Origin of the sequence: Bradyrhizobium sp. CB3481 (assembly GCF_029714305.1) — a bacterium.
Lineage (GTDB): Bacteria > Pseudomonadota > Alphaproteobacteria > Rhizobiales > Xanthobacteraceae > Bradyrhizobium.
On record NZ_CP121647.1, the window covers coordinates 7,812,993 to 7,838,085 of the forward strand.

The 25,093-nt window shown below is 63.9% G+C and carries 27 protein-coding genes and 1 tRNA gene; 13 read left to right on the forward strand and 15 right to left on the reverse strand.

Annotated elements, in window-relative coordinates; all coding sequences use genetic code 11:
* Nucleotides 1–187: 187 nt before the first annotated feature.
* Entirely contained in the window at nucleotides 188–1,162 is a 975-nt protein-coding gene (locus QA643_RS37585) for a ketopantoate reductase family protein (protein ID WP_283030818.1), read from the forward strand.
* Nucleotides 1,163–1,188: 26 nt separating this feature from the next.
* The gene (locus QA643_RS37590) at nucleotides 1,189–1,971 is read left to right on the forward strand and encodes an SDR family oxidoreductase (RefSeq protein ID WP_283030820.1); all 783 of its coding nucleotides are present in this window, start codon (nucleotides 1,189–1,191) and stop codon (nucleotides 1,969–1,971) included.
* Nucleotides 1,972–2,118: 147 nt separating this feature from the next.
* On the opposite strand, the gene QA643_RS37595 is transcribed toward QA643_RS37590, so the two are convergent.
* Entirely contained in the window at nucleotides 2,119–2,877 is a 759-nt protein-coding gene (locus tag QA643_RS37595; RefSeq protein WP_283030822.1) for an aspartate/glutamate racemase family protein, read from the reverse strand.
* Nucleotides 2,878–3,037: 160 nt separating this feature from the next.
* Complete coding sequence (locus QA643_RS37600; RefSeq protein ID WP_349253249.1) at nucleotides 3,038–3,721, reverse strand: alpha/beta family hydrolase; 684 nt, start codon at nucleotides 3,719–3,721, stop codon at nucleotides 3,038–3,040.
* A 226-nt stretch (nucleotides 3,722–3,947) separates the two neighbouring features.
* Here QA643_RS37600 and QA643_RS37605 point away from each other — a divergent pair, with 226 nt between their 5' ends.
* Nucleotides 3,948–5,795, forward strand: a complete 1,848-nt coding sequence (locus QA643_RS37605; protein WP_283030824.1) for a di-heme-cytochrome C peroxidase — start codon at nucleotides 3,948–3,950, stop codon at nucleotides 5,793–5,795.
* Between the two features lie 81 nt (nucleotides 5,796–5,876).
* On the opposite strand, the gene QA643_RS37610 is transcribed toward QA643_RS37605, so the two are convergent.
* Nucleotides 5,877–6,119 (reverse strand): hypothetical protein, encoded by a 243-nt coding sequence (locus QA643_RS37610; RefSeq protein ID WP_283030826.1) that lies wholly within the window; start codon nucleotides 6,117–6,119, stop codon nucleotides 5,877–5,879.
* 231 nt (nucleotides 6,120–6,350) lie between these two features.
* On the opposite strand from QA643_RS37610, the gene QA643_RS37615 reads away from it, so the two are divergent.
* The gene (locus QA643_RS37615) at nucleotides 6,351–7,313 is read left to right on the forward strand and encodes an alpha/beta hydrolase (RefSeq protein ID WP_283030828.1); all 963 of its coding nucleotides are present in this window, start codon (nucleotides 6,351–6,353) and stop codon (nucleotides 7,311–7,313) included.
* A 21-nt stretch (nucleotides 7,314–7,334) separates the two neighbouring features.
* On the opposite strand, the gene QA643_RS37620 is transcribed toward QA643_RS37615, so the two are convergent.
* On the reverse strand, nucleotides 7,335–8,327 hold the full coding sequence (locus QA643_RS37620) for an alpha/beta hydrolase (RefSeq protein WP_283035058.1): 993 nt from the start codon (nucleotides 8,325–8,327) through the stop codon (nucleotides 7,335–7,337).
* Nucleotides 8,328–8,450: 123 nt separating this feature from the next.
* Nucleotides 8,451–9,383, reverse strand: a complete 933-nt coding sequence (locus QA643_RS37625) for an NAD(P)H-binding protein (protein WP_283030830.1) — start codon at nucleotides 9,381–9,383, stop codon at nucleotides 8,451–8,453.
* Between the two features lie 104 nt (nucleotides 9,384–9,487).
* Here QA643_RS37625 and QA643_RS37630 point away from each other — a divergent pair, with 104 nt between their 5' ends.
* Nucleotides 9,488–10,135 carry a TetR/AcrR family transcriptional regulator gene (locus tag QA643_RS37630; RefSeq protein WP_283030832.1) on the forward strand — a complete coding sequence of 216 codons (648 nt, stop codon included), beginning with the start codon at nucleotides 9,488–9,490 and terminating at the stop codon, nucleotides 10,133–10,135.
* A 22-nt stretch (nucleotides 10,136–10,157) separates the two neighbouring features.
* On the opposite strand, the gene QA643_RS37635 is transcribed toward QA643_RS37630, so the two are convergent.
* Nucleotides 10,158–10,234, reverse strand: a tRNA-Arg gene (locus tag QA643_RS37635).
* A gap of 517 nt (nucleotides 10,235–10,751) precedes the next feature.
* Between QA643_RS37635 and QA643_RS37640 the strand changes: the two genes are divergently transcribed.
* The gene (locus tag QA643_RS37640; RefSeq protein WP_283030834.1) at nucleotides 10,752–11,288 is read left to right on the forward strand and encodes a PRC-barrel domain-containing protein; all 537 of its coding nucleotides are present in this window, start codon (nucleotides 10,752–10,754) and stop codon (nucleotides 11,286–11,288) included.
* Nucleotides 11,289–11,541: 253 nt separating this feature from the next.
* Here the strand turns inward: QA643_RS37640 and QA643_RS37645 are convergent, their stop codons facing one another.
* From QA643_RS37645 to QA643_RS37655, 3 genes are read right to left on the reverse strand one after another with little or no spacing between them, the layout of a single operon-like run.
* On the reverse strand, nucleotides 11,542–12,501 hold the full coding sequence (locus QA643_RS37645; RefSeq protein WP_283030837.1) for a tripartite tricarboxylate transporter substrate-binding protein: 960 nt from the start codon (nucleotides 12,499–12,501) through the stop codon (nucleotides 11,542–11,544).
* A 59-nt stretch (nucleotides 12,502–12,560) separates the two neighbouring features.
* On the reverse strand, nucleotides 12,561–12,929 hold the full coding sequence (locus QA643_RS37650) for a cupin domain-containing protein (protein WP_283030839.1): 369 nt from the start codon (nucleotides 12,927–12,929) through the stop codon (nucleotides 12,561–12,563).
* A gap of 23 nt (nucleotides 12,930–12,952) precedes the next feature.
* On the reverse strand, nucleotides 12,953–13,591 hold the full coding sequence (locus QA643_RS37655; protein ID WP_283030841.1) for an RraA family protein: 639 nt from the start codon (nucleotides 13,589–13,591) through the stop codon (nucleotides 12,953–12,955).
* Nucleotides 13,592–13,940: 349 nt separating this feature from the next.
* Between QA643_RS37655 and QA643_RS37660 the strand changes: the two genes are divergently transcribed.
* Together QA643_RS37660 and QA643_RS37665 are read left to right on the forward strand one after the other, a co-directional pair.
* A complete protein-coding gene (locus tag QA643_RS37660) occupies nucleotides 13,941–14,897 on the forward strand; it encodes a helix-turn-helix domain-containing protein (RefSeq protein ID WP_283030843.1) in 957 nt (318 codons plus the stop codon).
* Nucleotides 14,898–15,164: 267 nt separating this feature from the next.
* Nucleotides 15,165–15,809, forward strand: coding sequence for a hypothetical protein (locus QA643_RS37665; protein WP_283030845.1), 645 nt, complete (start codon nucleotides 15,165–15,167; stop codon nucleotides 15,807–15,809).
* Nucleotides 15,810–15,955: 146 nt separating this feature from the next.
* Here QA643_RS37665 and QA643_RS37670 read toward each other — a convergent pair whose 3' ends face one another.
* The gene (locus tag QA643_RS37670; protein ID WP_283030847.1) at nucleotides 15,956–16,150 is read right to left on the reverse strand and encodes a hypothetical protein; all 195 of its coding nucleotides are present in this window, start codon (nucleotides 16,148–16,150) and stop codon (nucleotides 15,956–15,958) included.
* A gap of 69 nt (nucleotides 16,151–16,219) precedes the next feature.
* Nucleotides 16,220–17,224 (reverse strand): 2-dehydropantoate 2-reductase, encoded by a 1,005-nt coding sequence (locus QA643_RS37675; protein WP_283030848.1) that lies wholly within the window; start codon nucleotides 17,222–17,224, stop codon nucleotides 16,220–16,222.
* 134 nt (nucleotides 17,225–17,358) lie between these two features.
* Between QA643_RS37675 and QA643_RS37680 the strand changes: the two genes are divergently transcribed.
* Both QA643_RS37680 and QA643_RS37685 read left to right on the forward strand, forming a co-directional pair.
* A complete protein-coding gene (locus tag QA643_RS37680) occupies nucleotides 17,359–17,946 on the forward strand; it encodes a YidB family protein (protein ID WP_283030850.1) in 588 nt (195 codons plus the stop codon).
* Between the two features lie 70 nt (nucleotides 17,947–18,016).
* A complete protein-coding gene (locus QA643_RS37685) occupies nucleotides 18,017–18,295 on the forward strand; it encodes a GlsB/YeaQ/YmgE family stress response membrane protein (protein ID WP_283030852.1) in 279 nt (92 codons plus the stop codon).
* A 136-nt stretch (nucleotides 18,296–18,431) separates the two neighbouring features.
* On the opposite strand, the gene QA643_RS37690 is transcribed toward QA643_RS37685, so the two are convergent.
* Complete coding sequence (locus QA643_RS37690) at nucleotides 18,432–19,214, reverse strand: SDR family oxidoreductase (protein WP_283030854.1); 783 nt, start codon at nucleotides 19,212–19,214, stop codon at nucleotides 18,432–18,434.
* A gap of 276 nt (nucleotides 19,215–19,490) precedes the next feature.
* On the opposite strand from QA643_RS37690, the gene QA643_RS37695 reads away from it, so the two are divergent.
* From QA643_RS37695 to QA643_RS37705, 3 genes are read left to right on the forward strand one after another with little or no spacing between them, the layout of a single operon-like run.
* Nucleotides 19,491–20,558 (forward strand): acyl-CoA dehydrogenase family protein, encoded by a 1,068-nt coding sequence (locus tag QA643_RS37695; protein ID WP_283030856.1) that lies wholly within the window; start codon nucleotides 19,491–19,493, stop codon nucleotides 20,556–20,558.
* 34 nt (nucleotides 20,559–20,592) lie between these two features.
* Entirely contained in the window at nucleotides 20,593–21,753 is a 1,161-nt protein-coding gene (locus QA643_RS37700; RefSeq protein WP_283030858.1) for an acyl-CoA dehydrogenase family protein, read from the forward strand.
* 39 nt (nucleotides 21,754–21,792) lie between these two features.
* Nucleotides 21,793–22,593 carry an enoyl-CoA hydratase/isomerase family protein gene (locus QA643_RS37705; RefSeq protein ID WP_283030860.1) on the forward strand — a complete coding sequence of 267 codons (801 nt, stop codon included), beginning with the start codon at nucleotides 21,793–21,795 and terminating at the stop codon, nucleotides 22,591–22,593.
* Nucleotides 22,594–22,718: 125 nt separating this feature from the next.
* On the opposite strand, the gene QA643_RS37710 is transcribed toward QA643_RS37705, so the two are convergent.
* The 3 genes from QA643_RS37710 to QA643_RS37720 form a co-directional block, all read right to left on the reverse strand.
* A complete protein-coding gene (locus tag QA643_RS37710; protein WP_283030862.1) occupies nucleotides 22,719–23,159 on the reverse strand; it encodes a DUF2846 domain-containing protein in 441 nt (146 codons plus the stop codon).
* Between the two features lie 262 nt (nucleotides 23,160–23,421).
* Nucleotides 23,422–24,174, reverse strand: coding sequence for a hypothetical protein (locus tag QA643_RS37715; RefSeq protein WP_283035059.1), 753 nt, complete (start codon nucleotides 24,172–24,174; stop codon nucleotides 23,422–23,424).
* Nucleotides 24,175–24,194: 20 nt separating this feature from the next.
* Nucleotides 24,195–24,989: an enoyl-CoA hydratase gene (locus tag QA643_RS37720; RefSeq protein WP_283030864.1), complete on the reverse strand. Its 795-nt coding sequence runs from the start codon at nucleotides 24,987–24,989 to the stop codon at nucleotides 24,195–24,197.
* Nucleotides 24,990–25,093 lie beyond the last annotated feature (104 nt).

Below are 25,093 nucleotides of genomic sequence, written 5' to 3' on the forward strand. Positions count from 1 at the left end.
CACGTCTCATTGTCGCTAGGCCGCAAACTTGACGGCAAGGTGATGAACGCCGACGGAATACCAAAAGTTCCCGAAATGCCTGGGGCTGCGCCCGCCGCAACCCGCCCTGTGGGGTCCGGCGGTTGCGCCCAAGCAGAGCTTCGTGAAAACTGGCAGCGCCACTCCTTCTCAGCGGGATTTCTCATCCATGCGGATTTGCATTTTCGGCGCGGGCGCCGTCGGCAGCCATTTTGCGGTGCGGCTCGCGCGCGCCGGACATGACGTTTCCTGCGTGATGCGCGGGCCACATCTGGACGCCGTGAAAGCCAGCGGGCTGACGCTGCGGGTCGGAGATGGTGAGTTCAAGGCGAAGGTAAAGGCGTCGAGCGATCCCGCCGCGCTGGGCCCACAGGATGCCGTGATCTGCACGCTGAAGGCGACGGGACTGCCGAGCCTCGCGGGCAGCCTGCTGCCGCTGCTCGGCGAAGATACGGCGGTCGTGTTCGCGCAGAACGGCATTCCCTGGTGGTACGATATCGGGCTTTCGCCGACGCATCCGCCGGTGCCGGACCTGGCTTTCCTCGATCCCGGCGGCCGTCTGCGCGCGGCGATCCCGAAAGCGCGCATCATTGGCGGCGTGGTGTTTTCGTCCAATGAGGTCATTGCGCCGGGCGTAGTGGCGAACCTGTCGCCGGAGCGCAACCGCCTGCTGATCGGCGAATGCGACGACCGCGCCAGCGCGCGCGTCGCAAAGCTGCGCGCGGCGCTCAACGACGCTTCGATCGATTCGCCCGATGTCACCGAGATCAGGGAAACGATCTGGTCAAAACTCCTGACCAACATGTCGATGTCGGTGCTGTGCCTTGTGACCGGGCAGACCGCCCGGGCCGTCCGTGACGACCCCGATCTCGCCGAGATCGTGCCGCGCCTTTTAGACGAGGCCAACAGTGTCGCGCAGAGCTACCTTCCCCAGGTCAAGCGCGTAACGCGCACGGGCCCGGCGCCGGACCACAAGCCGTCGATCCTGCAGGATTACGAGCTCGGCCGCGCGATGGAGATCGACGTGCTGGTCCGCGCGCCGGCCGCCTTTGCCCGTGCCGCCGGACTTTCGACACCGATGCTCGACATGATGGCCGCGCTCGCCATCCGCCAGGCGCGCGCCAAGGGCCTCTACAAGAACTGAAAGCACGAAGGCAGGGGAGTTGCGTCATGCACGTCAAGGGCAAGGTCTGCGTCGTCACGGGAGCCGCCAGCGGCATCGGCGAAGCGGTGGCGCGGGCCTATGCGGAAGCCGGCGCCCGCGGCGTCGTGCTCGCCGACCTCAAGACCTCGCGTGACAGACTGGCAAAAGTTGCCGGCGACATCGATGGCCTGCCGATCACCGCCGATGTCGGGCTGGAAGAAGACATCAAGGCGTTGATCGCCGCGGCCGAGGACAAATATGGCCCGGTCGACGTGTTCTTTTCCAACGCCGGCCTATCGCGCAAAGGGCAGGAGACCGCTTCCGATGCCGACTGGGAGGTGAGCTGGCGGGTCCACGTCATGAGCCACGTGTTCGCGGCGCGTGCGCTGGTGCCGGGCATGCTCGCCCGCGGCTCGGGCTATCTGCTCAACACGGCTTCCGCAGCGGGCCTCTTGGCGTCGCTGAATTCGATGCCCTACGGCGTGACGAAGAACGCGGCGGTGGCGCTCGCCGAGCATCTCGCCATTCAGTATGGCGACCGCGGCATCCGCGTCTCCGTGCTGTGCCCGCAATCGGTGCAGACAGCAATGACGACGCCGGGCCCGAGCGCGGCGCGGGTCGACGGTGTGCTGCAGCCGCCGGAAGTGGCGCGCATGGTGATCGAGGCGATGGCGGAGGAACGCTTTCTCATTTTGTCCCACCCGCAGGTCGCCGAATACGTGCTGCGCAAGGCCTCCAATCGCGACCGCTGGCTCGCCGGCATGCGCCGGCTGCGCGACAAGATTTACGGCGCGCCGACTTCCGTGTAGTCAAATTCGATCGTGGGTCCCGGCTCTGCGTCGCGTCACTGCGTGCCGCGCCGCGTCCGGGACACGAAAACCCTTGACGCCAACCACCGTTCCCCGGACGCAGCGCATAGCGGTGCGGTGCAGAGCCGGGGCCCATGCGTTGCATGCTTATGGATTGCTTCGCTTCGCTCGCAATGACGGGTCTGACGGCGCGAATCCTTCCAGAAGTCCAGTGTAGTCCTTCGCGCCCGGCGAGGCATACGACCCGCGCTTCGACGTCGTCAGCTTCAGCCCAGCCAGCGCCTCGGCCTGCTTCACCGCCGCCGCCACGCCATCGACGATCGGCACGTCGAACTTTCGCGACAGTTTTTGCGCGAGATCGGCCATGCCCGCGCAGCCCAGCACGATCGCTTCCGCGCCCGTGTCCAGCGCGCGGTCAATCTCGGCTTCCAGTTTCGCTTCCGCGCCGGAACCGGGCTTTTCGAGATCGAGCACCGCAACGTCGCAGGCCGTGACCCGCACCCGCTCCGCAAAGCCATAACGGCGCACCAGTTCTTCCAATGGCACGATCGAGCGCGGCAGCGTGGTGATGACGGCGATGCGCTTTGCGATCTGGCCGGCCGTCAGCAGCGCCGCCTCGCAAATGCCGACCACCGGAAACGGTGCCGCGGTGCGCGCAGCATCGAGCCCGGTGTCGTCGAAGCAGGCGACGATCGCCGCATCGGGTTCGGGAGCATTGAGGAGCGCCTCGATCAGGCCGGGGACGGCGAACGCCTCGTCGTAATAGCCTTCGATCGAGACCGGCCCCATCGCCGAGGTGACGGCAGATATCTCGGTGCCGGGGCCGGCAACGGCGCGCGCGGCGGCACCGATCGTTTCGGTCATCGAAGCGGTCGTGTTGGGATTGACGATCAGGATTTTTGTCATGGCGCATCGTAGCCGGGATCGGGGACCGCGCAACTCTCGTCGTCCCGGCCCTGAGCCGGGACCCATACGCCGCGGCCGTCGGAATAGGCACAAGGAGAGACATCTTCTTTCACTCACGCGCTCCTGTGGTTATGGGTCCCCGCCTTCGCGGGGACGACAACTAGCTGATGATCGTCTCCACCCACGCCGCGAACGCATCCAGCGCCTCGTCCAGAACAACACGATCGTTCCGCCCCGAGCTCTTCAGCACATGGAAGGAATGATCGGCGGCTTCGAGCAGATGCAGCGTCGCGCGCGATCCGAGCGCCTTCACGACCGGTTTGAGCAGGCTCAATTCGGCCAGCGCATCGCGCGTGCCCTGCAGGAACAGCATCGGTATCTTGACCTCGGCGAGATGCTTGGCGCGGTCGCTGGACGGCTTCCCGGCCGGATGCAGGGGGAAGCCGAGAAACGCGATCCCGCGAACGCCCGGCAGGGCGACCGACGCCTGCGCCTGCGACGTCATCCGTCCGCCGAAGGATTTACCGCCGGCGATCAGCGGCATCGCGGGATAGCAGCGCGCCGCTTCCGTCACCGCCGCCCGCACCGCAGCGTGCGCGAGCGCCGGCGGATCGGGCCGTTTGCTGCCTTTCTCCATATAGGGGAATTGATAACGAAGCGACGCAATGCCGCGCTCGGCGAGGCCGGCGGCGATCGCCTCCATCGAGGCATGAGTCATGCCGGCGCCGGCCCCGTGCGCGAACACGTAACAGGCGCGAGGCTGTGGCGGCTGCACCAGCAGGGCAGACACAACCTCGGAAAATCCGACTTCAATTCGCAGGAGCTCCGCAGCTTTTTCCATCATGTGATCTGCCTGACACTTCACCGCATTGGGGAGCTTCTATACTGCAAAAAAGGCCGAGCTCGGCCACGCAATGCCCCGAGGAGCCGGATTTATGGACAGAGCCATGGCGCCACTATAGGATGGCATCATGTTCAACCGCACGCCGAGGGTGATTCGCCTTCCGGCGTTTTTTGATAACAGACGGATATTGCGCGCTGATAGCGCGGGTTTGGGGAAGGGGCGGGCCATGCGCGGCTGGGGAATTGCGAAAATTGTGATCGCGCTGGCGATCGTCGGTGTCGGTTACGCCGCCTTCAAGGATGACATCGCCAAGACCTGGCAGGATCTTCACGTCAGGCTCGTGGAGCATCCGACGCCGAAGAAGACCGTGTGGCTCGACCAGGGCATCAGCAAAGATAGGCTGAGCTGGTTCTATCACGCCGACCAGGGCACCCGGACGTTCAGCTTCCCCTACGAATGGCTGATGGCGCTCGAGCAGCCGACGATTTCGTGGGTGCCGTTCACCAAGGTCGGTCTCTTCAGCGACCCCGCATATCTCGATCGCTACGGCTTCATTGCGGATACCATCATCCCCGGCAAGGCAGAGCTTCCGATCGGGTTCGCGAAAGGCTCGGTGATGCTCGATCCGACCGGCGCGCCGTGGAAGAATCCGCGAACCAAGCAGGAGATGAAAGGCGTTGGCCTGACCTGCGCGGCCTGCCACACCGGCAGCTTCACCTACAAGGACACCCACGTCGTGATCGACGGCGGTCCGGCGCTGACCAATCTCTTCGCAATGAAACAGGGTATGGGCATTTCGCTGGTGCTGACGCGATACTGGCCCGGCCGCTTCGATCGTTTTGCCGACCGCATCCTCGGACCGGACTCCACCGTCGACGACCGCGAGACGCTGAAGACCCAGCTCGATCAGGTTCTCGCCCAGTATAAGCAGGTCAAGAATCTGGAAGAGCGCGTCGCCGCGCAGAGCATTCTGGAAGGCTATGGAAGGCTCGACGCCCTCAACCGGATCGGCAACCAGGTATTCTCACTCGATCTGAAGAAGCCGGAAAACTACGCCGGCTCCTCCGCGCCCGTGCATTTTCCGCGGATCTGGAACACGCCGTGGTTCGACTGGGTCCAGTACAACGGCTCCATCATGCGGCCAATGGTGCGCAATGCCGGCGAATCGCTCGGCGTTTCCGCGGAGCTCAACCTGACCGACCCGTCGAAGGGCCTATACAAGTCGAGCGTCGACCTGATGTCGCTTTACGACATGGAGCAGATGATCAAGGGCGACAAGCCGCCGAACGCGAAGGACGGATTCTCAGGGCTGAAATCGCCGAAATGGCCTGGCGACATCCTGCCACCGGTCGATCCGAAGCTCGCCGAAAAAGGCGCCGAACTCTACAGGACACATTGCCAGGAATGCCACCGCCCGCCGGTTACGAGTGCGGCATTCTACGACTTCAACAACAAGGACTGGTGGACCAAGAACGAGGCGGGCGAAGCAATCCTCAAGGTCGAGAACGTTCCGATCTCGCATATCGGCACCGATCCCGCCCAGGCGGCGGACATGCTGGCACGCACTGTCGCGATGCCCGAAAACCTCGGCATCAAGAACAACAGTTTTGCGTTCGCGCTCGGCGAACTCGTCGAGAAGACCGTCGACACCATCTACAACCAGCAGAAGCCGCCGACGAGCCCCGCGGACCGGAGCCGGATCGACGGCTACATGCCGAACGAACTGCGCGGTGAACTGGCTTACAAGGTTCGTCCCCTGAATGGCGTCTGGGCGACACCGCCCTATCTGCATAACGGCTCGGTGCCGACCATCGACGACCTGCTCGGCGATCCCGAGCAGCGGCCGACGAAGTTCTATCTCGGCAGCCGCGAATACGATCCCGTCAAGCTTGGTTACAAAAGCGAGCCAATCGCGGGCGGCTTCGAATTCGACACTTCGATTCGCGGCAATTCGAATCGGGGCCACGAATTCCGCAAGGACTACGACAAGAACAAGGAGATCACGGGCGTGATCGGACCGGCGCTCTCGCCGGACGATCGCAAGGCGCTGATCGAGTATCTCAAGACGCTCTGAGTCTGTTTGCATGCGGCCCGGCGTCGCCCGGTCGCTGGCGCCCTCCCGCGCAACACCGCACAGCAGATGGACGGCGCGTCCTTACCGGCTCGCCACCAACCGCAACTGCGGTTTGATCGTTTCTTCCAGTTCGGACTTGAGCTGGTGCACGCGTGGATCGTCCGAGCGCGCCGCGCAGATCGCGTATTGGTTGACCGAGCGCTTCAGCGCCTGCCGTTCTTCCGCCGTGCGCGTCACCTCCGGGCTGGACAGCCTCAGCACCATGCCGCCGAGTTGCACCAGCATTTCGTCGAGCGCCCGATCCATTCCAGCAAATTGATTCATCGCACCACTCCCTCGAAAAGGAGTAATGAGCGGCGCGCCCGCACGTTCCCCGCGCGCTCGTTTACAGATAACCAGGAGTAAACGGCGCCAGCCTATCAGCCCGCCCTGCGCATCTGATTGCCGAAATCACTCTCAATTGAAGGAAATCAGCAGGGCTGCCCGGCAAAGGGCGCAATTGCGGCAGTCCGGGCCGTTACCTATGCTGCCGCCTCATTCCATATGAGGCCCCGCATGATTCCGCCGCTCGATCCCGTCGTTGCCCAGATCATTCCGCTGCTGCCGCTGCGCGATCCCGCGACGATGACGCCGCAAACCTGCCGCGATGACCTGCGCGCCCTCGCCGCCGCGCGCGCAAAGGTTCCACCGCCGCCGGTCGCAAGCACGGAAGACATCAAGGTGAAAGGCGCGGCCGGGTTCCTTGACGCGCGGGTCTACCGGAATTCGAACGGCAAATCGCCAACGGTGGTGTTCTTCCACGGCGGCGGCTGGGTGGCCGGCGATCTCGAGACCCATGACCGCCAGGCGCGCTGGCTCGCGATCGAGACCGGCGCGGTCGTCGTCTCCGTCGATTATCGCCGCCCGCCCGAGGTGCGCTTTCCCGGCGCATTCGAGGACGCGTTCGCGGCAACGAAAGATGTCATCGCCCGCATCGCTGAGTTCGGCGGCGATGCCGCGCGTGTCGGCGTCGCCGGTGACAGCGCCGGCGGCAATCTCGCAGCGACCACCGCGATCGCCTGCCGTGACGCCGGCATCAGGCTGGCGGCGCAATTGCTGGTCTATCCCGTCACCGACGTGCTCGGCAATTTCGCCGATGCTGGTGAGAATGCGCGCTTCCCCTCACGTCATGAGAATGCGGACGGCTATTTCCTGACCCGCGCCACCATGGAATGGTTTTGCGACCACTATCTCGAAGACCGCGCCCACGGCACCGACTGGCGCGTCTCGCCGCTACGCGCCAAAAATCTTTCCGGCGTCGCGCCTGCGATCGTCACCACGGCATGGTTCGATCCGCTCCGCGACGAGGGCAAGGCCTATGCCGACGCGCTGAAGGCCGCCGGCGTGCCGACCAGCTATCACGACGGCCTCGGCCTGATCCACGGCTATTTCGGTCTCGGCGAAGCCTCCGAGACCGCCAAGCGCGAGGCGCAACGCGCTCGCGCCGAGTTCAAGGCGTTGCTCGACAAGGGCGCGTGAAGCGTTCGAGCAGCGCGCGGCTCATCCCGCCAGGCTTCGGATGAACTCGATCAGCGCAGCGCTGACCTCGTTCGGCCGCTCCTGCTGGGTCCAGTGACCGCAGCCGGGCAGCATCTGGATCTTGCGCAACGCCGGAACGAAGTTCTTCATATTGGCGAGCAACTGTTCCGTGCCGGGGAAGGCGACGATAAAGTCGTGGTCGCCCGCGATGTAGAGCGCCGGGATCGACACCGGCAAGCCGGCCATCGCGCCCGTGATCTCCCAGTTGCGGTCGATGTTGCGGTAGTAGTTCAGCGCCCCGCGAAAGCCGGTGCGGCGAAACTCCTCGCCGTAAAAATCGATGTCGCTCTCGGTCAGCCAGGCCGGCAGGGTTTTCGGCGCGCCTGGTCCTTGCAAAAATCCGCCGCCCTTCGGCACCATGCCGAGGTTCGGCGCCGGCCCGCCGACGGCTGCGGCCGCCCGCGCCGCCGCGACACCATCGCCGGAGGCGCCGAAGAGCATGTTGCGGATGGTTGAACGGGGGTCGCGCCCCAGCTCCGCCTCGGCCACGCCCGGCTCCTGGAAATAGAGCTGATAGAACTGCGCATTCTCGGTGCGCGGCATCAGGCTGGTCGGCGGCGCCTTGCCGCGTGGCCGGAACGGCACGCTGAGCGCTGCGACCGCCCTGAAGCGGTCGGGCCGCATCAGCGCGGCCTGCCAGGCGACGCTGGCGCCCCAGTCATGGCCGACGATGACGGCGGTCGCCACGTCCAGCGCATCGAGAATGCCGACCAGGTCGCCGACGAGATGCAGGATCGTATACTGGTCGATCGCCTGCGGCGCATCGCTCTTGCCGTAGCCGCGCATGTCGGGGGCGACGACACGGAAGCCGGCGGCGGACAGCGCAGCAATCTGATGTCGCCATGAGAACCAGGATTCGGGGAAACCGTGCACCAATAGGACCAGCGGCCCCTCGCCCTGCTCGGCGACATTGAGGCGAATCCCGTTGCACTCAATGATCCGTTGCGTCGGCATGCTCACCTTCTCGTCTTTCGATGCAGTTGCTGCGACCGCGCGCGACGCGGCCGCAACGCGCCATGCGAGCGGTAGCGACGCGGCGGTCAGCAGTTGACGTCTGTTCATGACATTTTCCCCCGATCAGGTTTGCGCAACGGCAGCCGGCTGCGGCGCCAGCTCCGACTGCTGCTCGCGAACGAATTCTTCGAACGTCTTCGGCTTGGCGCCGCCGATCTTTTCGATCGTATCCGTTACTGCGAAGCGTGCGATCTCGGCCGACAGGCTGGCGGCCCGCAGCGATTTCCAGAGCGCGGACAGATGTTCGACCGCATGCGCATTCCAGCCGCGCGCGAGAACCTCGCTCCGCCACGCTTCGTCCGATATCTCCTCGTAATGCACGTCCCTCTCAAAGACGCGCGCGAAGGCGCCGACGATCTCGCGGATCGAGTTGGTGCTCCCGATCACGGGAAATGCGGCTCCCGCGGGCCGCTCCGGCCCCGTCAGCAGGCCGACCGCGATCCGCGCGACGTCTTCGGCGGAAATCAGCGGCAGAATGGTGTTTTCGTCTCCGAGCGGCAGGCGGATGGCGCCGCGCGCCGGCATGCTCGCGCCAACGAGGCGCGCCACATTCTCGTAGAACACGGTGGCGCGAAGATGCAGCGGACCGACGCCGGCCCATTCGAACACCTGTTCCGATAAATAGTTCTGCCGCATGCGCGGCGTCGGCGCATCGATCGACGACTGGTACATCACGAGATTGACCAGCCGCGAAACGCCATGCCTGCGGGCCGCATACGCCATCGCGGCTGTCGCATCGCCCAGCCCGTCCTGCACCGGATAGGCAAAATAGATCGCCGAGACATCCCTCGCGGCCTGCTCGACGGAACGGACATCGAGAAAATCGCCGACGAAGATTTCGGCCCCGAGCGATTTCAGGCGATCGGAGCGCTCGTCGATCTGGCGCACGAAAGCGCGGACGGGAACGCCGCGCTTGAGCAGCATTTCGGAGACATGCCGGCCGGTTCGGCCTTGAGCGCCGCCGGCCGCTGAGGTCACGAGGATGGGTTTCGTCATGAGAACGATCCTTTTACATCGGGGCCCGGTTTTGGTACGATCCGGTACCAGGCAACCCCGAATATGGTACCGACTGGTACCAAGTCAAGTGGAAAAGTGAGGCGATGAGTCCAAAGGTCAGGGCGGGCGGCGGGGAAGCCGATGCAACCGAAGTCCGGAAGCGAATCATCGGCGCCGCCCTTTCGGCCTTCATGGAGGGCGGCTACGCGCAGACCTCGACGCTGGAGATTGCGACGCGCGCGCGCGTTTCGAAGCGCGAGCTCTACGCGCTGTTCGGCAACAAGGAAGCGATGCTCGTCGCCTGCATCACCGAGCGCGCCCAGCGGCTGAAGGCGCCGGCCGATCTGCCCGAACTTCGCAACCGGGAAATTCTGGCTGAAGTCCTCACCGCCTTTGGCACGAGGCTGCTGACGGAAACGACCGATCCCATCGTCGTCGCGATGTTCCGCCTCGCCATTTCGGAGACGGTGCACGCGCCAAAAGTGGTGCAAGCGCTGGACGCGGTCGCGCGCAAGCCAACGCGCGATGCGTTGCGTGCGATCATGGCGAGCGCGAAATCAGCCGGGCTTGTCGCCGGCGAGACCGATCCGATGGCCGAAAAATTCCTCGGACTGCTCTGGGGCGACCTGATGACCAGCCTGCTGCTTCAGGCGGCGAGCCGCCCCACGGCCGCCGAAATCGCGCGACGCGCCCGCGAGGCAACGGTCGCGCTCCTCAAGATCTATCCAGAGCCTGGTCAGACCCGGCCTTGATCGGATTGTTTGGCGTAAAGACTGGCGATCCCGGGAAGACTCGAACTTCCGACCTACGGTTTAGGAAACCGTCGCTCTATCCGGCTGAGCTACGGGACCGCGGACCCGCGCATCGAGGCGGGTGCTTGCGGGCTTCATAGCAAAGCAGGCGCGACATCGCCAGCCCTCTAAAGTCCGGGCGCCCAGGTCTTGATATTGCCGTCTTGATATCGCCGTGGCCGGCATGCCGCCTGAAGGAAGATGTTGGCTCCGCCCGGGATGAACCGAAGGGACGAGGAACGCGCGAGCAGCGCCCTGCCCGCCCCGAACCGACTTGAGCCGGCGCAGGCGATGGAGAGCAACAGGCGCCCATGCCGGGAACGGGTTAGATGTCAGCGCGTACCGATGCGTTGGTGTCGCAGCAAGAAACCGGCAAAATAACTGCGTCCATCGATCTCCGTTACGGCCGGTTGCCACCCAGCATGAGCTGCCGGTTCAACGCAGACGATCGCCGTATGTTTCAACGAAGGCTGCACATCGACATGCGCGCATTCCGAAACATCCTCCGCAGCGTCGAGGAACATTCATTGGTGCGTTCAGTTCTAGAAGCACCAATCAACCTTTCGAGGAGGATACAATGCAGAAACTTTTGGCCGCGGCTCTCCTGAGTGCCGCTTTGTTCAGTGTGCCTGGCTACGCGCAGTCTCCCCAGCCCGCTGACCGTGCCGCGCCAGCGGCGACGACCGCCAGCTCGCAGGAAAAGATGGCGCTCAAGGGCAACTGGCGCGCATCCAAGCTGATGGGTCTCGACGTCTATAACGAAGCCAATGAAAAGCTCGGCGACATCAATGAATTGATCCTCGACAAGAACGGCAAGGTCGCCGCGGTGATCATCGGCGTCGGCGGCTTCTTGGGGATGGGCGAGCACGACATCGCCGTCTCCATGGACAAGCTGAAATTCGTTGAGGAGCCGATGCGCACCAGCTCGACGGCGCCCGCGACGACAAAGGAGACAACCACCAAGGAAACCACGACCGGCGCGGCCACGACCACCACCACCACGAACGCGCGGACGTCCAATGCAAACGACTGGACGCCCGACCACGCCGTCATGAGCGGCACCAAGGAACAGCTCAAGGCGATGCCGCAGTTCAAGTACTCGGATTACAACTAAACGTCCGGTATTTTCTCTCGAAAGGCCCCACCTTGGTGGGGCCTTTTTTCAGGCAGCGAGCCAGGAAAAATCATCGGCACGAAGTAAAAAAACAGGAACCATTGGCATCGCCCGGCGTCAAATTCCTGGCTTTCGATTTCATCCCCCATGATCGGAAGTCATTGGAATGACGGCCTCGGCGCCCGCCGCACTGAGGCCGTTTTTCGCTCAACGCCTCATTTCTGTGGCGCCCTGTGTCGTGCGCCGGGCAACGCTACGCCTTGATGTTGTTCTCGCGGACAACCTGGCCCCAGGTACCGACCTGCTTGGCGAAGAAGGCCTGGAATTCCTTGCCGTCGGCGAGCAGCAGGGTCATCTGCTGCGTTTCCTGAAGTTGCGTGGCCACTGCCTTGTCGCTCAAAATTTCCTTCACCGATTTGGCCATGCTGGCGATGACGTCCACCGGCGTATTCTTGGGCGCGAAGATGCCCCACCAGGCCAGCGTCTCGAAATCGGGGAAACCCGCCTCGATCGCGGTCTGCGTATCCTTGAGCACCGGCATCCGCTCGCGCCCCATCTGCAGGATCGGCCGCAGCATATTGGTGCCGAGCTGCGCGGTGATCAGCGCCGCCGAGCCGATGATCATGTCGACATGGCCGCCGAGCACGTCGTTCATCGCCGGGCCACCGCCGCGGTAGGGCACGTGCGTGATCTCGACCCCGGCCTTCTTGCCCAGCACAGTCATCGCGAGATGGCCGAGCGTGCCGATGCCCACGGAAGCGTATTTTACGGCGCCGGGCTTTTCCTTGCAGGCCGCGACCACGTCGGCAAAGTTCTTGTAGGGACGTTCGGCATTCGCGGCGAGGACATAGGGCGCGGTGCCGACCAGGAACACAGGCACCAGATCCTTCTCGACATCGAGGCCCGGCTTTTCGAGGATCGAGGGAATCACCGCGTGCGAATCGAACGTTACCAGGAAGGTCGCACCGTCAGGCGCGCTCTTGGCGACCTGGATGGCGCCGAGCGAGCCGGCCGCGCCGGATTTGTTCTCGACCAACACGGTGCGGCCGAGTTTTGTCTGCAAATGAGATTGCAGCAGCCGCGCCAGCGCGTCGGTCGATCCGCCGGGCGGAAACGGCACCACCAGCGTCATGTTCTTGGCCGGCTGCGCCAGCGCCGGCGTCACCACAAACGCGGCTGACGCCGCAAGCAGATTGCGTCGCGTAATCTTCACCAGAACTCTCCTCCCAATTGCGCCTGCGATTTTTTGTTCTTGTTCGTCAGGCTTGATATTTAAGTGCCGAAACCGGACCCGGCTTTCTTGTACTCGGGCCGCGGCGGGCTGAAGATGTCAAGCACACGCGCCCCTTCCGGTCCAGCCCGCATGGTGTGCGGCACGTTTCCGGGTGTGCGCCAGAAATCGCCCTTCCTGACCGGAATTTCCTCCCCGCCCTGAACGCGGATCGCCGAACCGTCGAGCAGCACCCCCCATTGCTCCTCGGGGTGATGGTGCAGCGTGCCTTGCGCATTTGGTCCCAGCGTCACCACCGACAGCATGGCGTGCTCGCCGGCGAAAATCCGCGTCGTGACGCCGGCGGCAAGCTCGCGAAACAGGCCGTCGGCCGGATTGTCGAGGTTATGAAATTCGTCTTTCTGACTCATGATTTCCTCCGTCAGCGCCGGCTTCAGGACTTGCCGTAGCTGCCCTGATAGCGGCCTTCGCGAATCGAGATGATGGTCTGCTCCTCGCGCGCGATCTGGGCGCGCACCGCCTCCAGCAGGCTGCCCGCGATCGACGCGGGAAACGACACCACGCCGTCCTCGTCGCCCACCACGATGTCGCCGGGGGAGATCACCGAACCACCGATTGAAACCGGCACGTTGATTTCGCCGGGGCCGCTCTTGTAGGGGCCACGATGGATGGCGTTGCGCGCAAAGCACGGAAATTCGGAAGCCGCGAACGAAGCCGCGTCGCGGATCGCGCCGTCGATCACATAGCCCGCGGCGCCCCGGTATTCGGCGATATTCTTCATGATCTCGCCGACCAGCGCCCGCGTCTCGTCGCCGCCGCCATCGACCACGATCACGTCGCCAGGACCGACCAGTTCGAGCGCCTTGTGGATCGCCAGATTGTCGCCCGGCCGCGTGCGCACCGTGAAGGCGACGCCGACCAGCTTGCTGCCGCGATGGAACGGCCGCAGGCCGACCGCCCCCGGCAGCCGGGCCAAATTGTCAGAGATGACGGAAGTCGGCGCGCCCCTGAATGCCTCGATCAGCTCGGGCGCCGGCTTTGGCACGCTCGCCATGGCTGTGGTAATGCTCATGCGGATTGTTTCCCCCTGTGCGGCAGCCGAACCTTTCGCCATCTTCGCGCGGCGCGGCCACTTGAATTCCTCCCCGGCGGCAAAACCAATAGCATTCCGCAGGAGCAGCTATAATGGATTTGCAACACGCCGGACGGCATCACGGCAATATCAGATGATCCGGTACCATTAGCGCCCAAGCCTTGAACTCGCGGCTCCCAATCGCCTGGGCGACCGGACGAACGCACATTTACGCATATCAAGGCCGCGACGCGAAATCGCACGTGCCTGGCCACACCTGTTAACACCAAGTTAACCAGACCGTTCGACGCTAAAACCGGATCCGACGCTTCAAACCCATCGCCTCGCAATGCTTTTACAGAACCTTTCACCCTCACCGGCGCTTTCGATCGTTCAGTTTTCCGACATCGACGCCTTCCGGCCGGTCGAGTTCGTCGCCGACGCGCGCAGCGTGCCGCTGACGCTTGCCAATTTCCATACCGCGCGGGCGATGGTGCAGTTGCCCCACTGCCAAATTACCGTGCTCACCTCGTTTCCCCGCATCGTCGATGTCAGCTACCGCGCCGCGCATGGCATCGTCATCTTCCAGCTCCAGGACGCCTACGAAGTAGCGGTCAACGGCCTGTCCGTGGACCGGCCGACCTTTGTCGGCATGCGCGGCAATCTGGATCTGCAATTCGTCGAGCCACGCGGGTCGCTGCACGCCATCATCACCCTTGGGGCCAGCCTGCGCGACCGCGAATGGTTCGATTCGCCGGACGAGCTGTGCCCGTTCACGCCGCATGCCGACGACCTTGCGATGGTTCGATCGGCCACCGCCCGCATTCTGCAGACGGCTTCTGCCAGGCCGGACCTTTTGCGGGAGCCGAACTCGGCGCTCGCCATCCAGGAAGGCCTGTTGCTCGCGATCGACGAAATGTTCCGCCGCAGCCGGACGCCGGAATTGACCAACCGGATTGCCAGCCGCGGCTATTGCCGGCTCGTTCGCATGATCGACGAATATGTCGCCTTCAACGCCGCCTCGGCGATCTACAGCGCCGACCTCGCCGAAGAATGCGGCGTGTCGGTGCGAACGCTGGGCACCGCGGTCGCAACCGTGCGCGGCATGAGCCTGCATCGCTACTTGCGGCTCAAGCAGCTTTGGTCCGCCCGCGCACAACTCGTGAAAGGATCCGACGCCGTCACCGTGACGTCCTGTGCCCGCGCCAACGGCTTCCATCACATGGGCGAGTTTGCAAAGCTCTATCGCGCCACGTTCCACGAAACGGCGTCGCACACGCTGGCCCGCGCCCGAGGGTCTGACTGATTGTTGCCACAATGTGGCGTGCTTATCCGCTCGCCTCCGAATCTTGCAGCTAGAATCACTGCAAGATCTCGCGCGGAACTTTGCTTTGCCTTTGAATTTCTTTAGGATTTTTAAGGGCATGGCGCTGTGTTCCAGCGGTCACATGCTGGCGATATGGTCACAACGCCAACGGGAATAGCGTGCAATTTCGGCGTGACAGCGCTGCCAAAATGATGACAATCGACTCGTTCAAAGTTCCCTAGAGAATTTGACTGGAGCACACCGTCCGTGATCGCCTCACGTGCATCTTCGTTTGCTGCTGCCACTATCGGAGCGCTGTTCGTGCTCGCGCCGGTGGCTGCGGATGCGCAGTGGTGGCGCAGCGCGCCGCACGACTTCGAATCATGCGCCGATGTGGCCGAGAAAGCCGCGACCAAGGAAGAAAAGACCACCAAACTCGCCGAATGCAACGCGAAGTTCGCCGGCCGCCGCAAGGCAGGCGGCGGTTACACCTATTACGACTTCATGCAGGACCGGACTTTCGACATCGCGGGCCCCAACCCGACGCCGGAAGAGCAGAAGAAGATCGACGAGCAATATACCGCCTATCTCGAACGCGAGCGGCGCAACCACGCCGCGGCGCAGGCGGCCACAGCCAGGCAGCAACAGGCGGAGCCACCGCCGGCGCAGGGGATCCAACAGGTCTCGCTGCGCGAGGAGCCAGCGGCCCCTCCGCCGGTTGAAATCGAAAAGGTGCCGATCCCGGTGGCGAGCCCGGTCAAGCAGGCCGCCCGGCTGAGGGCTGCCCATTGCGCCAAGAACCAGTTCTCCTGTGAATGGCCGCGGCTCTCCGAGAGCCTCAACGGGATAAAGCGGATATTCAATTCGCAGCAGCAGCCGCAGCAACAGGCGGCCAAGCAGAAGAAGGGCTGACGCCCTCGTTATTCCTGCGAACGCAGCGACCCATCAGCCACCGAATGCAGCTGTCTAACGATGACGTCTGCCGTTCTGCCCAGCGGATAGATCACGCGGTATGGGTTCCCTGCGCCCGCGGGCGCGCCCACGTCATGATGTCAGCACTAATGCGTGCGCACCCGCTTGACGCGGCGCGACTTGACAACGGGTGCTGTGACGGCGCGCGACGCCGCGCGCTGCTCCTGCAACCTCGCATCATAGCCCGGTGACGGTGTCACCGTCGGCGGCACGGCACGGGCCGCAGTCGGCGCCGATCCCGCCAGGGCAATCGCGATCAGCGCCAGGTACGATCGTTTCATGGGCCTCTCCCTCGCACGCCCATAATAGAGTCTTGCCCAAGCAGCGACAATTCACGGTAAGGATATCGTTCAGCGCGCACGAACCTGCTCCGGCGTGAGCCCCGGCGACCCCTTGCCCTCGCGCTCGGCCTGCCGGATCAACTCCGCGATCCGGCGCGACAACGGTGCCTCCAGGTCGCGGCGCGCGGCAATTTCGGTGATGACGCCCTGCAGATAATCGATTTCGGTGCGGCGGCCGTGTTTCAAATCTTCCCACATCGATGAGCGCGCCTCGGGATCGATCTTCATGGTCCGCCCGAGCAGCATTTCGAAGATGAAGTCCGGCAGGCAGAGCAGCGACGGCAGCCATGCGAGCGGGATCGGGGTCGACGAGACCGGCTTGATACCGTCGGCCGCGATCGCCGCGAGCGCTTCGGCAACCTGGTCGGCGAACAGGCGCCGCCAGGGCCGCAAGCCGATCTGCCGGCGCAGCGGCAGATCGGCCAGCGCATTGAGCGCGTTGTTGAGGTTGAGCACGAGCTTGCCCCATTGCACGCCCTCGATGTTGTCGGTGGCACGCATCTTCAGGCCCGGCACCGACAGCTTCTCGGCCGTGCGCGTCTCGTCCCGCTCGATCACGATGTCGCCGGAGGTGGCGCGGTGAAACCGCCCATCGCCGAGTGCGATCACATTGAACGGCACCATCCCGCCGAGCACGCGCCGCCCCGGCAGGCGCTCGCGCAGCACGGCTTTGTTGCCGACACCGTTCTGCAGGCTGACGATGACGGCATCTGATGGCGCGTTCTTTGCGATGACATCGGCCATATCAGCCGTATCCGCGCTCTTGACCGTAACCAGCACGATGCAAGCGGTCTCAAAAACGGAAGGATTTTCCGACAATACGAACCGATCGCTTGCGACCGTCTGATCGAACCCTTCAAAACTCGTCGGACGCAGGCCGCTCGCCTCGATTTCGGCGATGATGCGCGGCCGGGCCAGCAGCGCAACGCGGTGCCCGCCGGCGGCCAACATGCCGCCGACGAAGCAGCCGATGCTGCCCGCCCCTGCGATAGCGATCGTTTGACCAGAAACCATTTGGCACCCATCGCGTTGCAACAGGCTTCGATAGCAGAACCCTCAGCCAGTGCCTATCGAACGCGGCCTTCGACGCCTTGTAACCGTCATAGGCCGTCTTTATGTTTCGCACGGGGCTACGGAGGAGATGAACCATGGGTTTGCTCGACGTCCTCAACGGCATGATGAACGGCCCGCGCGGCCCGAGCCGGCCGAGCGCGCCATCCCAGGGCGGCGGAATGTCGCCGCTCACCATGGCGATCCTCGCGCTGCTGGCCTGGAAAGGCATCAAGCATTTCAGCGGCAACCAGACCGGATCGGCGCCGCAGCCGGCGCCCGCGCCGGGCAATGTACCTGGCAATGTGCAAGCCGGCCTGCCAGGCGGTGGCATGGGCGGCGGCCTCAGTGACATGCTCAAGGGCGGCCTCGGCGGCCTGCTGGCGGGCGGCGCGGCCGGCAGCATCCTGAGCGGCGGCCTCGGCGATCTCATGAAGCAGTTGCAACAGAACGGCCTTGGCGATCAGGCCGACTCCTGGGTCAGCAACGGCCCCAACAGGCAGATCTCGCCCGGCGACCTCGCCAACGCGCTCGGCGCCGACCAGATCGATTCCCTCGCCTCGCAAAGCGGGATGTCGCGCGACGATCTGCTGCAAGGCCTCAGCCAGTTTCTGCCCGACGTCGTCAATCATCTGACGCCGGACGGGCGGCTGCCGAGCGAGAACGAGATGTCGGAACGGATTTAACGCCGCGTCGGCGCGGCGCTATGGATAGCGCCGCGCTGCTTCACCATCCGCGATCGAAAAGGCACAGCACATGAGCGGCATCATCTGGATCATCGTCGTCGGCTTCGTCGCCGGCATCATCGCGCGCATCCTGTCGCCGGGACCGAACAATCCGACCGGCTTCATCCTAACCACGGTGCTCGGCATTGCCGGCGCGTTTCTGGCGACGTTCATCGGCCAGGCGATCGGCCATTACGGCCCCGACCAGGGCGCCGGCTTCATCACCGCCACCATCGGCGCGCTGGTGGTGCTGTTCATCTGGAATCGCTTGGTGGCGAGCCGCGTGATCTCGGATCCGGGGAATCGATAGATCTCGTAGGGTGGGCAAAGGCGCAACGCGCCGTGCCCACCATTGCCGACCGAACAAGAGATGGTGGGCACGGCGCAAGAGCGCCTTTTCCCACCCTACCACATCTCGCAATGACGCGACGCTCTTACACTTCTGATCACAGCACCAGATGCATGCCCGCATCCATGCGGACGAACTCGCCGGTCATGTTGCTCGACGCGGGCAAGGCCAGGAAACACACGAGTTGCGCAATGTCCTCCGCCGTGGACGCGACCTTGAGCGGCACCTTCGCCACCACCGCATCGCGCACCGCTTTTGCGCCCGCCTCGCCACGGCCCTTGGTGAACCAGGGCGTATCGATATAGCCGGGGCACACCGTGTTGACGCGAATCAGCGGCGCCAGCGCCCGCGCTAACGATTGGGTCATGGTGTTGAGTGCGCCCTTGCTCGCCGCATAGGCGACCGAGGAGCCGCCGCCGGAAATGCCGGCGACCGAGGACACGTTGACCACCGCCGACGGCGTGCCGGAAGCTTTTGCGCCAGCCTCGAGTTGGGCGCGCGCTGCGCGGATCATCTGGAAGGGCCCGATCGTGTTGACAGCGTAGATGCGCTGGAAATCCTGCGCCGAAAGCCCGTCGAGATCGTGATGCGGCACATGCTTGGTGGTGCCGGCATTGTTGACCAGCACATCGAGCCGGCCCCAGGGCGCCGCGGCTGCGGCGATCTTCTTGCAATCCTCGTCACGCGACACGTCGCCCTGCACGACCACGACTTCGGCGCCAGCACTACGGCACAGATCGGCAGTGGCCTCAGCTTCCGCCTTGCTGTTGGAATAGTTGACGACGATGCGCGCACCGCCCTTGGCCAGAATGGCGGCGGTGGCGGCCCCGAGGCCCGAGGCAGAACCGGTGACTATCGCGCACAAACCATCCTTCGACATCCGCATTTCCTTTTGCTTTTTGGCAGGGCTTCGAACCGCCCGCTGGTAGGTCGGGGCGTACCATATCGCGCGGCCCATCGCGCGCAACCTCGACCAAATCCGCTTCGCGGAATTTATTCTTGGGTACGTATTCATCATGCCGCCCTCGCAGGCCGCCCTGCGGACAGCGCTTGTCAGGGCTATGGCTTTTGCCCATCATAAAGCGCAAGAAAAGACCGCGGCCGACCCGGCACTAACAGTCGGGATTGGCATGCCAATTTCAAATCGGGGAACGCTGTGGCGGAGAGTGAGAACATCGTTGCCGAGACCGCGGAGAAAATCTTCGCCGATCTCGCCGACGCCCAGACCATCAATCACGACAAGAAGGGCGAATGGAAAGCGCCACTATGGCAGGCGCTGACCGACGCTGGCCTGCCTCTGTCCTGGGTGCCGGAAGATTGCGGCGGCTCGGGCGCATCGCTTGCCGAAGGTTTTAGCGTGCTTAGCGCCGCCGGCCGCTTTGCGGTCGCCGTTCCCCTCGCCGAGACCATGCTGGCCGGCTGGCTGCTGGCGCAGGCCAAAATTATCTCGCCCGATGGCGAGATGACCGTGGTGCCCGCGAGCCCGAAGGACCGGATTACCGTCAGTGCCGATGGCAGCCTGTCGGGCCGGGCGCGCGGTGTGCCGTTTGCCAAGGCTGCCAGGCATTTCGCCGTGCTGGCGAGCGATGCGAAGGGAAGTTTTTCCATCGCTCTCGTCGACGCCGGCAAATGCCGGATCGAAAGCGGCCTCAACCTCGGCGGTGACCAGTCCGATGTGGTGACGCTGGACAAGGTGCAGCCGGTCGCGATCAAGCCGGCGCCGCACGGTTTTGACCAGACCCGCTTGCTGCTGATGGGCGGCGTCGCAAGGTCGCTGCAGATCGCCGGCGCGCTGGAATCGATGCTGGAAATCTCCGTGCGCTATTCCAACGAGCGCGTCGCCTTCGAGAAGAAGATTTCGAAATTCCAGGCGGTGCAGCACAATCTCGCACGTCTCGCCGGCGAATCGGCGGCGGCGCTTGCGGCGGCGACGTCGGCTGCGGACGCCATTTCCAACGCGACCTCATTCAACGACGAAGTATTTCTCGAAGCGACGGCGGCAAAGATCCGCTGCGCGGAAGCGGCGGAAAAAGGCGGCGGCATCGCCCACCAGGTGCATGGCGCGATCGGCTTCACCATCGAGCACATCCTGCATCGCTATTCGCTGCGGGCGCTGGCCTGGCGCGACGATTTCGGCTCCGAAAGCTACTGGGCGGTCGAGCTCGGCAAGCGCGTCTGCGTCAGGGGCGCCGATGAATTGTGGCCGCTGGTCGCCTCGCGCTGACACCAACATCCTGCTGAGAAGTCGAGACACATAAATGACCGCAGCCCTCCGTTTCGATCCGATCCGCCTGCCGGAAAAATGCGAGCAGCTCCGCAAGGAAGTGCGCGCCTTCCTTGCCGAGGAAATCGCCGCCGGCACCTTCGATCCGCACAAGCCGAACCGCGAAGACACCGACGTGCCGGAGTTTTCCCGCAAGGTCGGCGAGCGCGGCTGGCTCGGCATGACCTGGCCAAAAAAATATGGCGGCCACGAGCGCTCGTTCCTCGAGCGTTATGTCGTGACCGAGGAAATGCGCGTGGCCAACGCGCCGACACGGCGCTTCTTCGTCGCCGACCGCCAGAGCGGCCCGGTGCTGCTGAAATACGCGCCCGAGCACATCAAGATGGAGATCCTGCCGCGCATCTGCAAAGGCGAGATCTGCTTTGCGATCGGCATGAGTGAGCCGAATTCCGGCTCCGACCTGTTCGCGGCGAAGACGCGCGCGACCAAAACTGACGGCGGCTATCTGATCAACGGCACCAAGATCTGGACCTCCTCGGCCCATATCGCCGACTACATGATCGCGATCTTCCGGACCTCGCCGCCGACCAAGGAAAACCGCCGCCACGGCCTGACCCAGTTTCTGGTCAAGATGAAGCAGCCGGGCATCAAGGTGAACCCGATTGGCCAGATCACCGGGCAGTATGAGTTCAACGAGGTCGTGTTCACCGACCACTTCATTCCCGACGATCACGTGCTCGGTGAAATCGACGGCGCCTGGAAGCAGGCGACCAGCGAGCTGGCCTACGAACGCTCTGGCCCCGAGCGTTTCCTCGAAACCTACTACGTCCTGACCGAGCTAGTCCGCGCCGTCGGCAATAACCCGGATACCCGCAGCGCCGAGGGCATCGGCCGCCTGGTGGCGCAGGTCCACACCATGCGGCGCATGTCGGTGTCGGTGGCGGGCATGCTACAGGCCGGCAAGGAGCCGGTGGTCGAGGCGTCGATCGTGAAGGACATCGGCACGATCTGGGAGCAGCAACTGCCGCACCGCGTCCGCGAGCTCGCAGCGTTTGTCGAGGAAACCGCCACCAATCGCGAGACGCTGGAAAAGCAGCTCGACTTCGCCACCAAGACCGCTCCGAAACTGACGATCCAGGGCGGCACCACCGAGGTGCTGCGCGGCATCATCGCCCGCGGGCTCGGCCTGCGCTAGCGCGCGGCATGGCCTGCACCAATTCAACGAGGAAACCTGATGACCAAATACACTGATATCGGCGTGGAGAAGCACGGTCACGTCGGCCTGATCGAGATCCGCAAGCCCCCGCTCAACTTCTTCGACGTCTCGCTGATCAACCAGATTGCCGACGCGCTGGAGGAATTCGACAACGACATCGAGATCCGCGCCTCGGTGCTCGCCGCCCAAGGCAAGGCGTTCTGCGCCGGCGCCGATTTCTCCGATCCGAAGCGGCAGGAGCAGGAAGAGAGCGCGAAAAAAGATCCGGCCGCGAACTTGCCGATCAACCATCTCTACGTCCAGGCCGTGCGCATCTTCCGCAACAAGAAGCCGGTCGTCGCCGCCGTGCATGGTGCCGCCATCGGCGGCGGCCTCGGCCTTGCCGTCTCCGCCGACTTCCGCGTCACCTGCCCGGAAGCGCGCTTCGCCGCCAACTTTACAAAACTCGGCTTCCATCCGGGTTTTGGCCTGACCACGACGTTGCCCGAACTGGTCGGCAAGAACAATGCAGAGCTGATCTTCTACACCAGCCGCCGCGTCACCGGCGAAGACGCTACCAAAATGGGCCTTGCCAATATTTGCGTGCCGCAGGATCAGGTTCGCACGGAGGCGATGAAGCTTGCGCAGGAAATCGCCGAATGCTCGCCGCTCGGCCTGATCTCGACGCGCGCCACCATGCGCGCCGGCCTCGCCGACCGCGTGCTCGCCGCCACCAACCACGAGCTCGTCGAGCAGACCAAGCTGCGCGCGACGGAAGATTTCAAGGAAGGCGTCAAGGCCACCGCCGAACGAAGGGCGGCGAATTTCAAGGGGCGGTAAGCGCGCAATCGGCTGTTTTCCAGAGGTATGAAAAGCAGAAGATCTGCTGAGACGGCGCCACTTTGGCGGGAGACGATGTCATGCCGCGGTCCCTTGCTCAGGCCGTGGCATGACAGTTTACGGGATCAGAATTTGGTGCCGACGTACCTGAGGCGGCTTATGTCGGATTGTCCCTGCTCCGGGAATTCGAGCGTCGGCGTGACATGGCCGATGAGTATGCCGGGTGTCACGGCTGTCTTGATGTACTTCGTCTCGCCCGCTGCCAATTGGAACGTAACCGCATTTTCGACCTCGGTTGCCGTTGTTACGGCGTATCTGCCCGGCGGCCGGTCTACATAAGAGAAGCCGCCGGGCACAGACCTGCCGACGACCTCATTGTTCATCCGAATCTCGGGCTGAACAGCCGATCCCGCAAATTCGCCCGGCCGGGTGAAGTAGACACGGCCGTAACCCGGCTTCAATGCCGGGATCTGCAGCGGCGGTTCATCGAGGCCGCGTGGACTCGCACAACTCGCCAGCAAGAAGCCAGCAAGCAAAAGGGGCAATGCCCCGATCTTCGATTTCATATACCCCCGCCCCAATACTGAAAAAGCGCCCAGTCTTAAATCGACGGCGAACAACGAATGGCCGGCAATCGCCTCGCTGTTTCCTCGTCCCCAAGGCGGCAATTAGGCATACGCGCGGAGATTGTGCAACCGTTTTCCTCCGCACAATCTCCGCGGCTATGCGCGAGCAAATCACCTTGTCGTCGATGGAGTGGGGCACAATCGACGATGGATGGTGGGCACGTCACTTAGACTCCTTTGCGCACCCTACGGCAATGTGCCGTCACGCCACCAGCTTGAACGTAATTCCACAGAGATCGAAGCTGTTGCCCGACACTTTGCAACCCTTCGCCTTGGCCGCGTCAAGCACCTTGGCGACATTGACGACCTTGAAAGTCAGCCCGCTCATCAGATCACTGCCGCCTTTGACGAAGTGGAAGCTTGCATTCGGCAGCTTCAATTCCGGCCCGTTGCTGGCCGATATTTTCAATATCTTCCCCCAATGCTCCGCCAGCCCCTGCGGGTCCGGGCCCTGCATCTCGACTTCCGTCAAGGCCAGGGTCACATCCTTGCGGATTGCCTTCTGCCAGTCCGGCCCCGCCGGCGGATACGGCCCGAGCACGTCGTCGCTGCCGTCGGTGTGGTTGAACTCGATGAAGACGGCGCGGCAGTCGCGCGGGTGTAGTTGCACGCCGTAATAGGGCGCGTGCGTGATCACGTTCGCCGTGCGCACGCCGATGGCGTTGGCATGTTTGCCGCGGGCATCAGGGTCCTCGCAGCAGAAGATCGCCATGTAGCCACCGCGCCCGCCGGTCTTGTCGAGGAAACGTCCGGCCGCGGTGCCCGGCTGGAACGGTGCCACCACCTCCAGCAAAATGGTGTCGACCGGCAGCAGCGCGTTCTCCAGCCCGTATTTCGCGACGTTGCCGTCGCGGTAGCAGACGTCCAGGCCCATGATCTCTGAAATATCGGAAATCACCGGTTCCAGATGCGGCGCCACCAGGCAGATCTGCCGCAGCCTGAGATATTCGGCCATGTCACTGCCCTCGGTCATTTTCAATGACCTGAGAAGACAGGCTTGCGCTTCTCGACAAAAGCCTTTGCCGCTTCCTTGTGGTCGGCGGTGTCGCCCGCGCGCGTGTGATGGATCGCTTCGCCATCGAAGCAGGCCTCCAGCGACATCGTCTCGGCATTATTGATGTTGCGCTTGATATAGCCGAGCGCGATCGAGGGTCCTGTCGCCAGCGACATCGCAAGATCACGCGCCTCGGCGTCGATATCGGCGTCCGGCACAACCCTTGTCACCATGCCGAGATTATAGGCCTCGGTCGCGCTCAGGACGGGCGACAGAAGATAGAGCTCGCGCGCCTTGGCGCTGCCGAGCAACTGCGTGAGAAAATAGGTGCCGCCGTAATCGCCGGAGAAGCCCACCTTGGCGAAGGCGGTGGTGATCTTGCAGGAAGCGGAGGCGACGCGCAGGTCGCAGGACAGCGCAATCGAAAGCCCGGCGCCGGCCGCCGCGCCATCGAGCTGCGCTACCACGGGCTTCGGCATCTGATGCAGGATCCGCGAGACTTCCATGCCGCGACGCAAGTTCGCCATCTTGGCCTCGAACGGAAGCGGCGCCCTTCCCTCCGCCATCGACTTGACATCGCCGCCGACGCAGAACGTGCCGCCCGCGCCCTTGATCAGCACCGCCCGCACCTCGTGATCTTCCTGCGCGCGTCGCGCCGCCTCCACGAGCCCGCGCGTCATGTCGGGATTGAGCGCATTGCGGCGGTCCGGACGGTTCATGGTGATGGTGAGGAGGCCCTGTTCGAGTGTCTGGAGAACCATTTCGTTTGCGCTCATGGGATGGTGCTTTCGTTTGCTTTTGATTTGCTGCCGTCATTCCGGGGCGATGCGAAGCATCGAACCCGGAATCTCGAGATTCCGGGTCTGGTGCTAGCGCACCA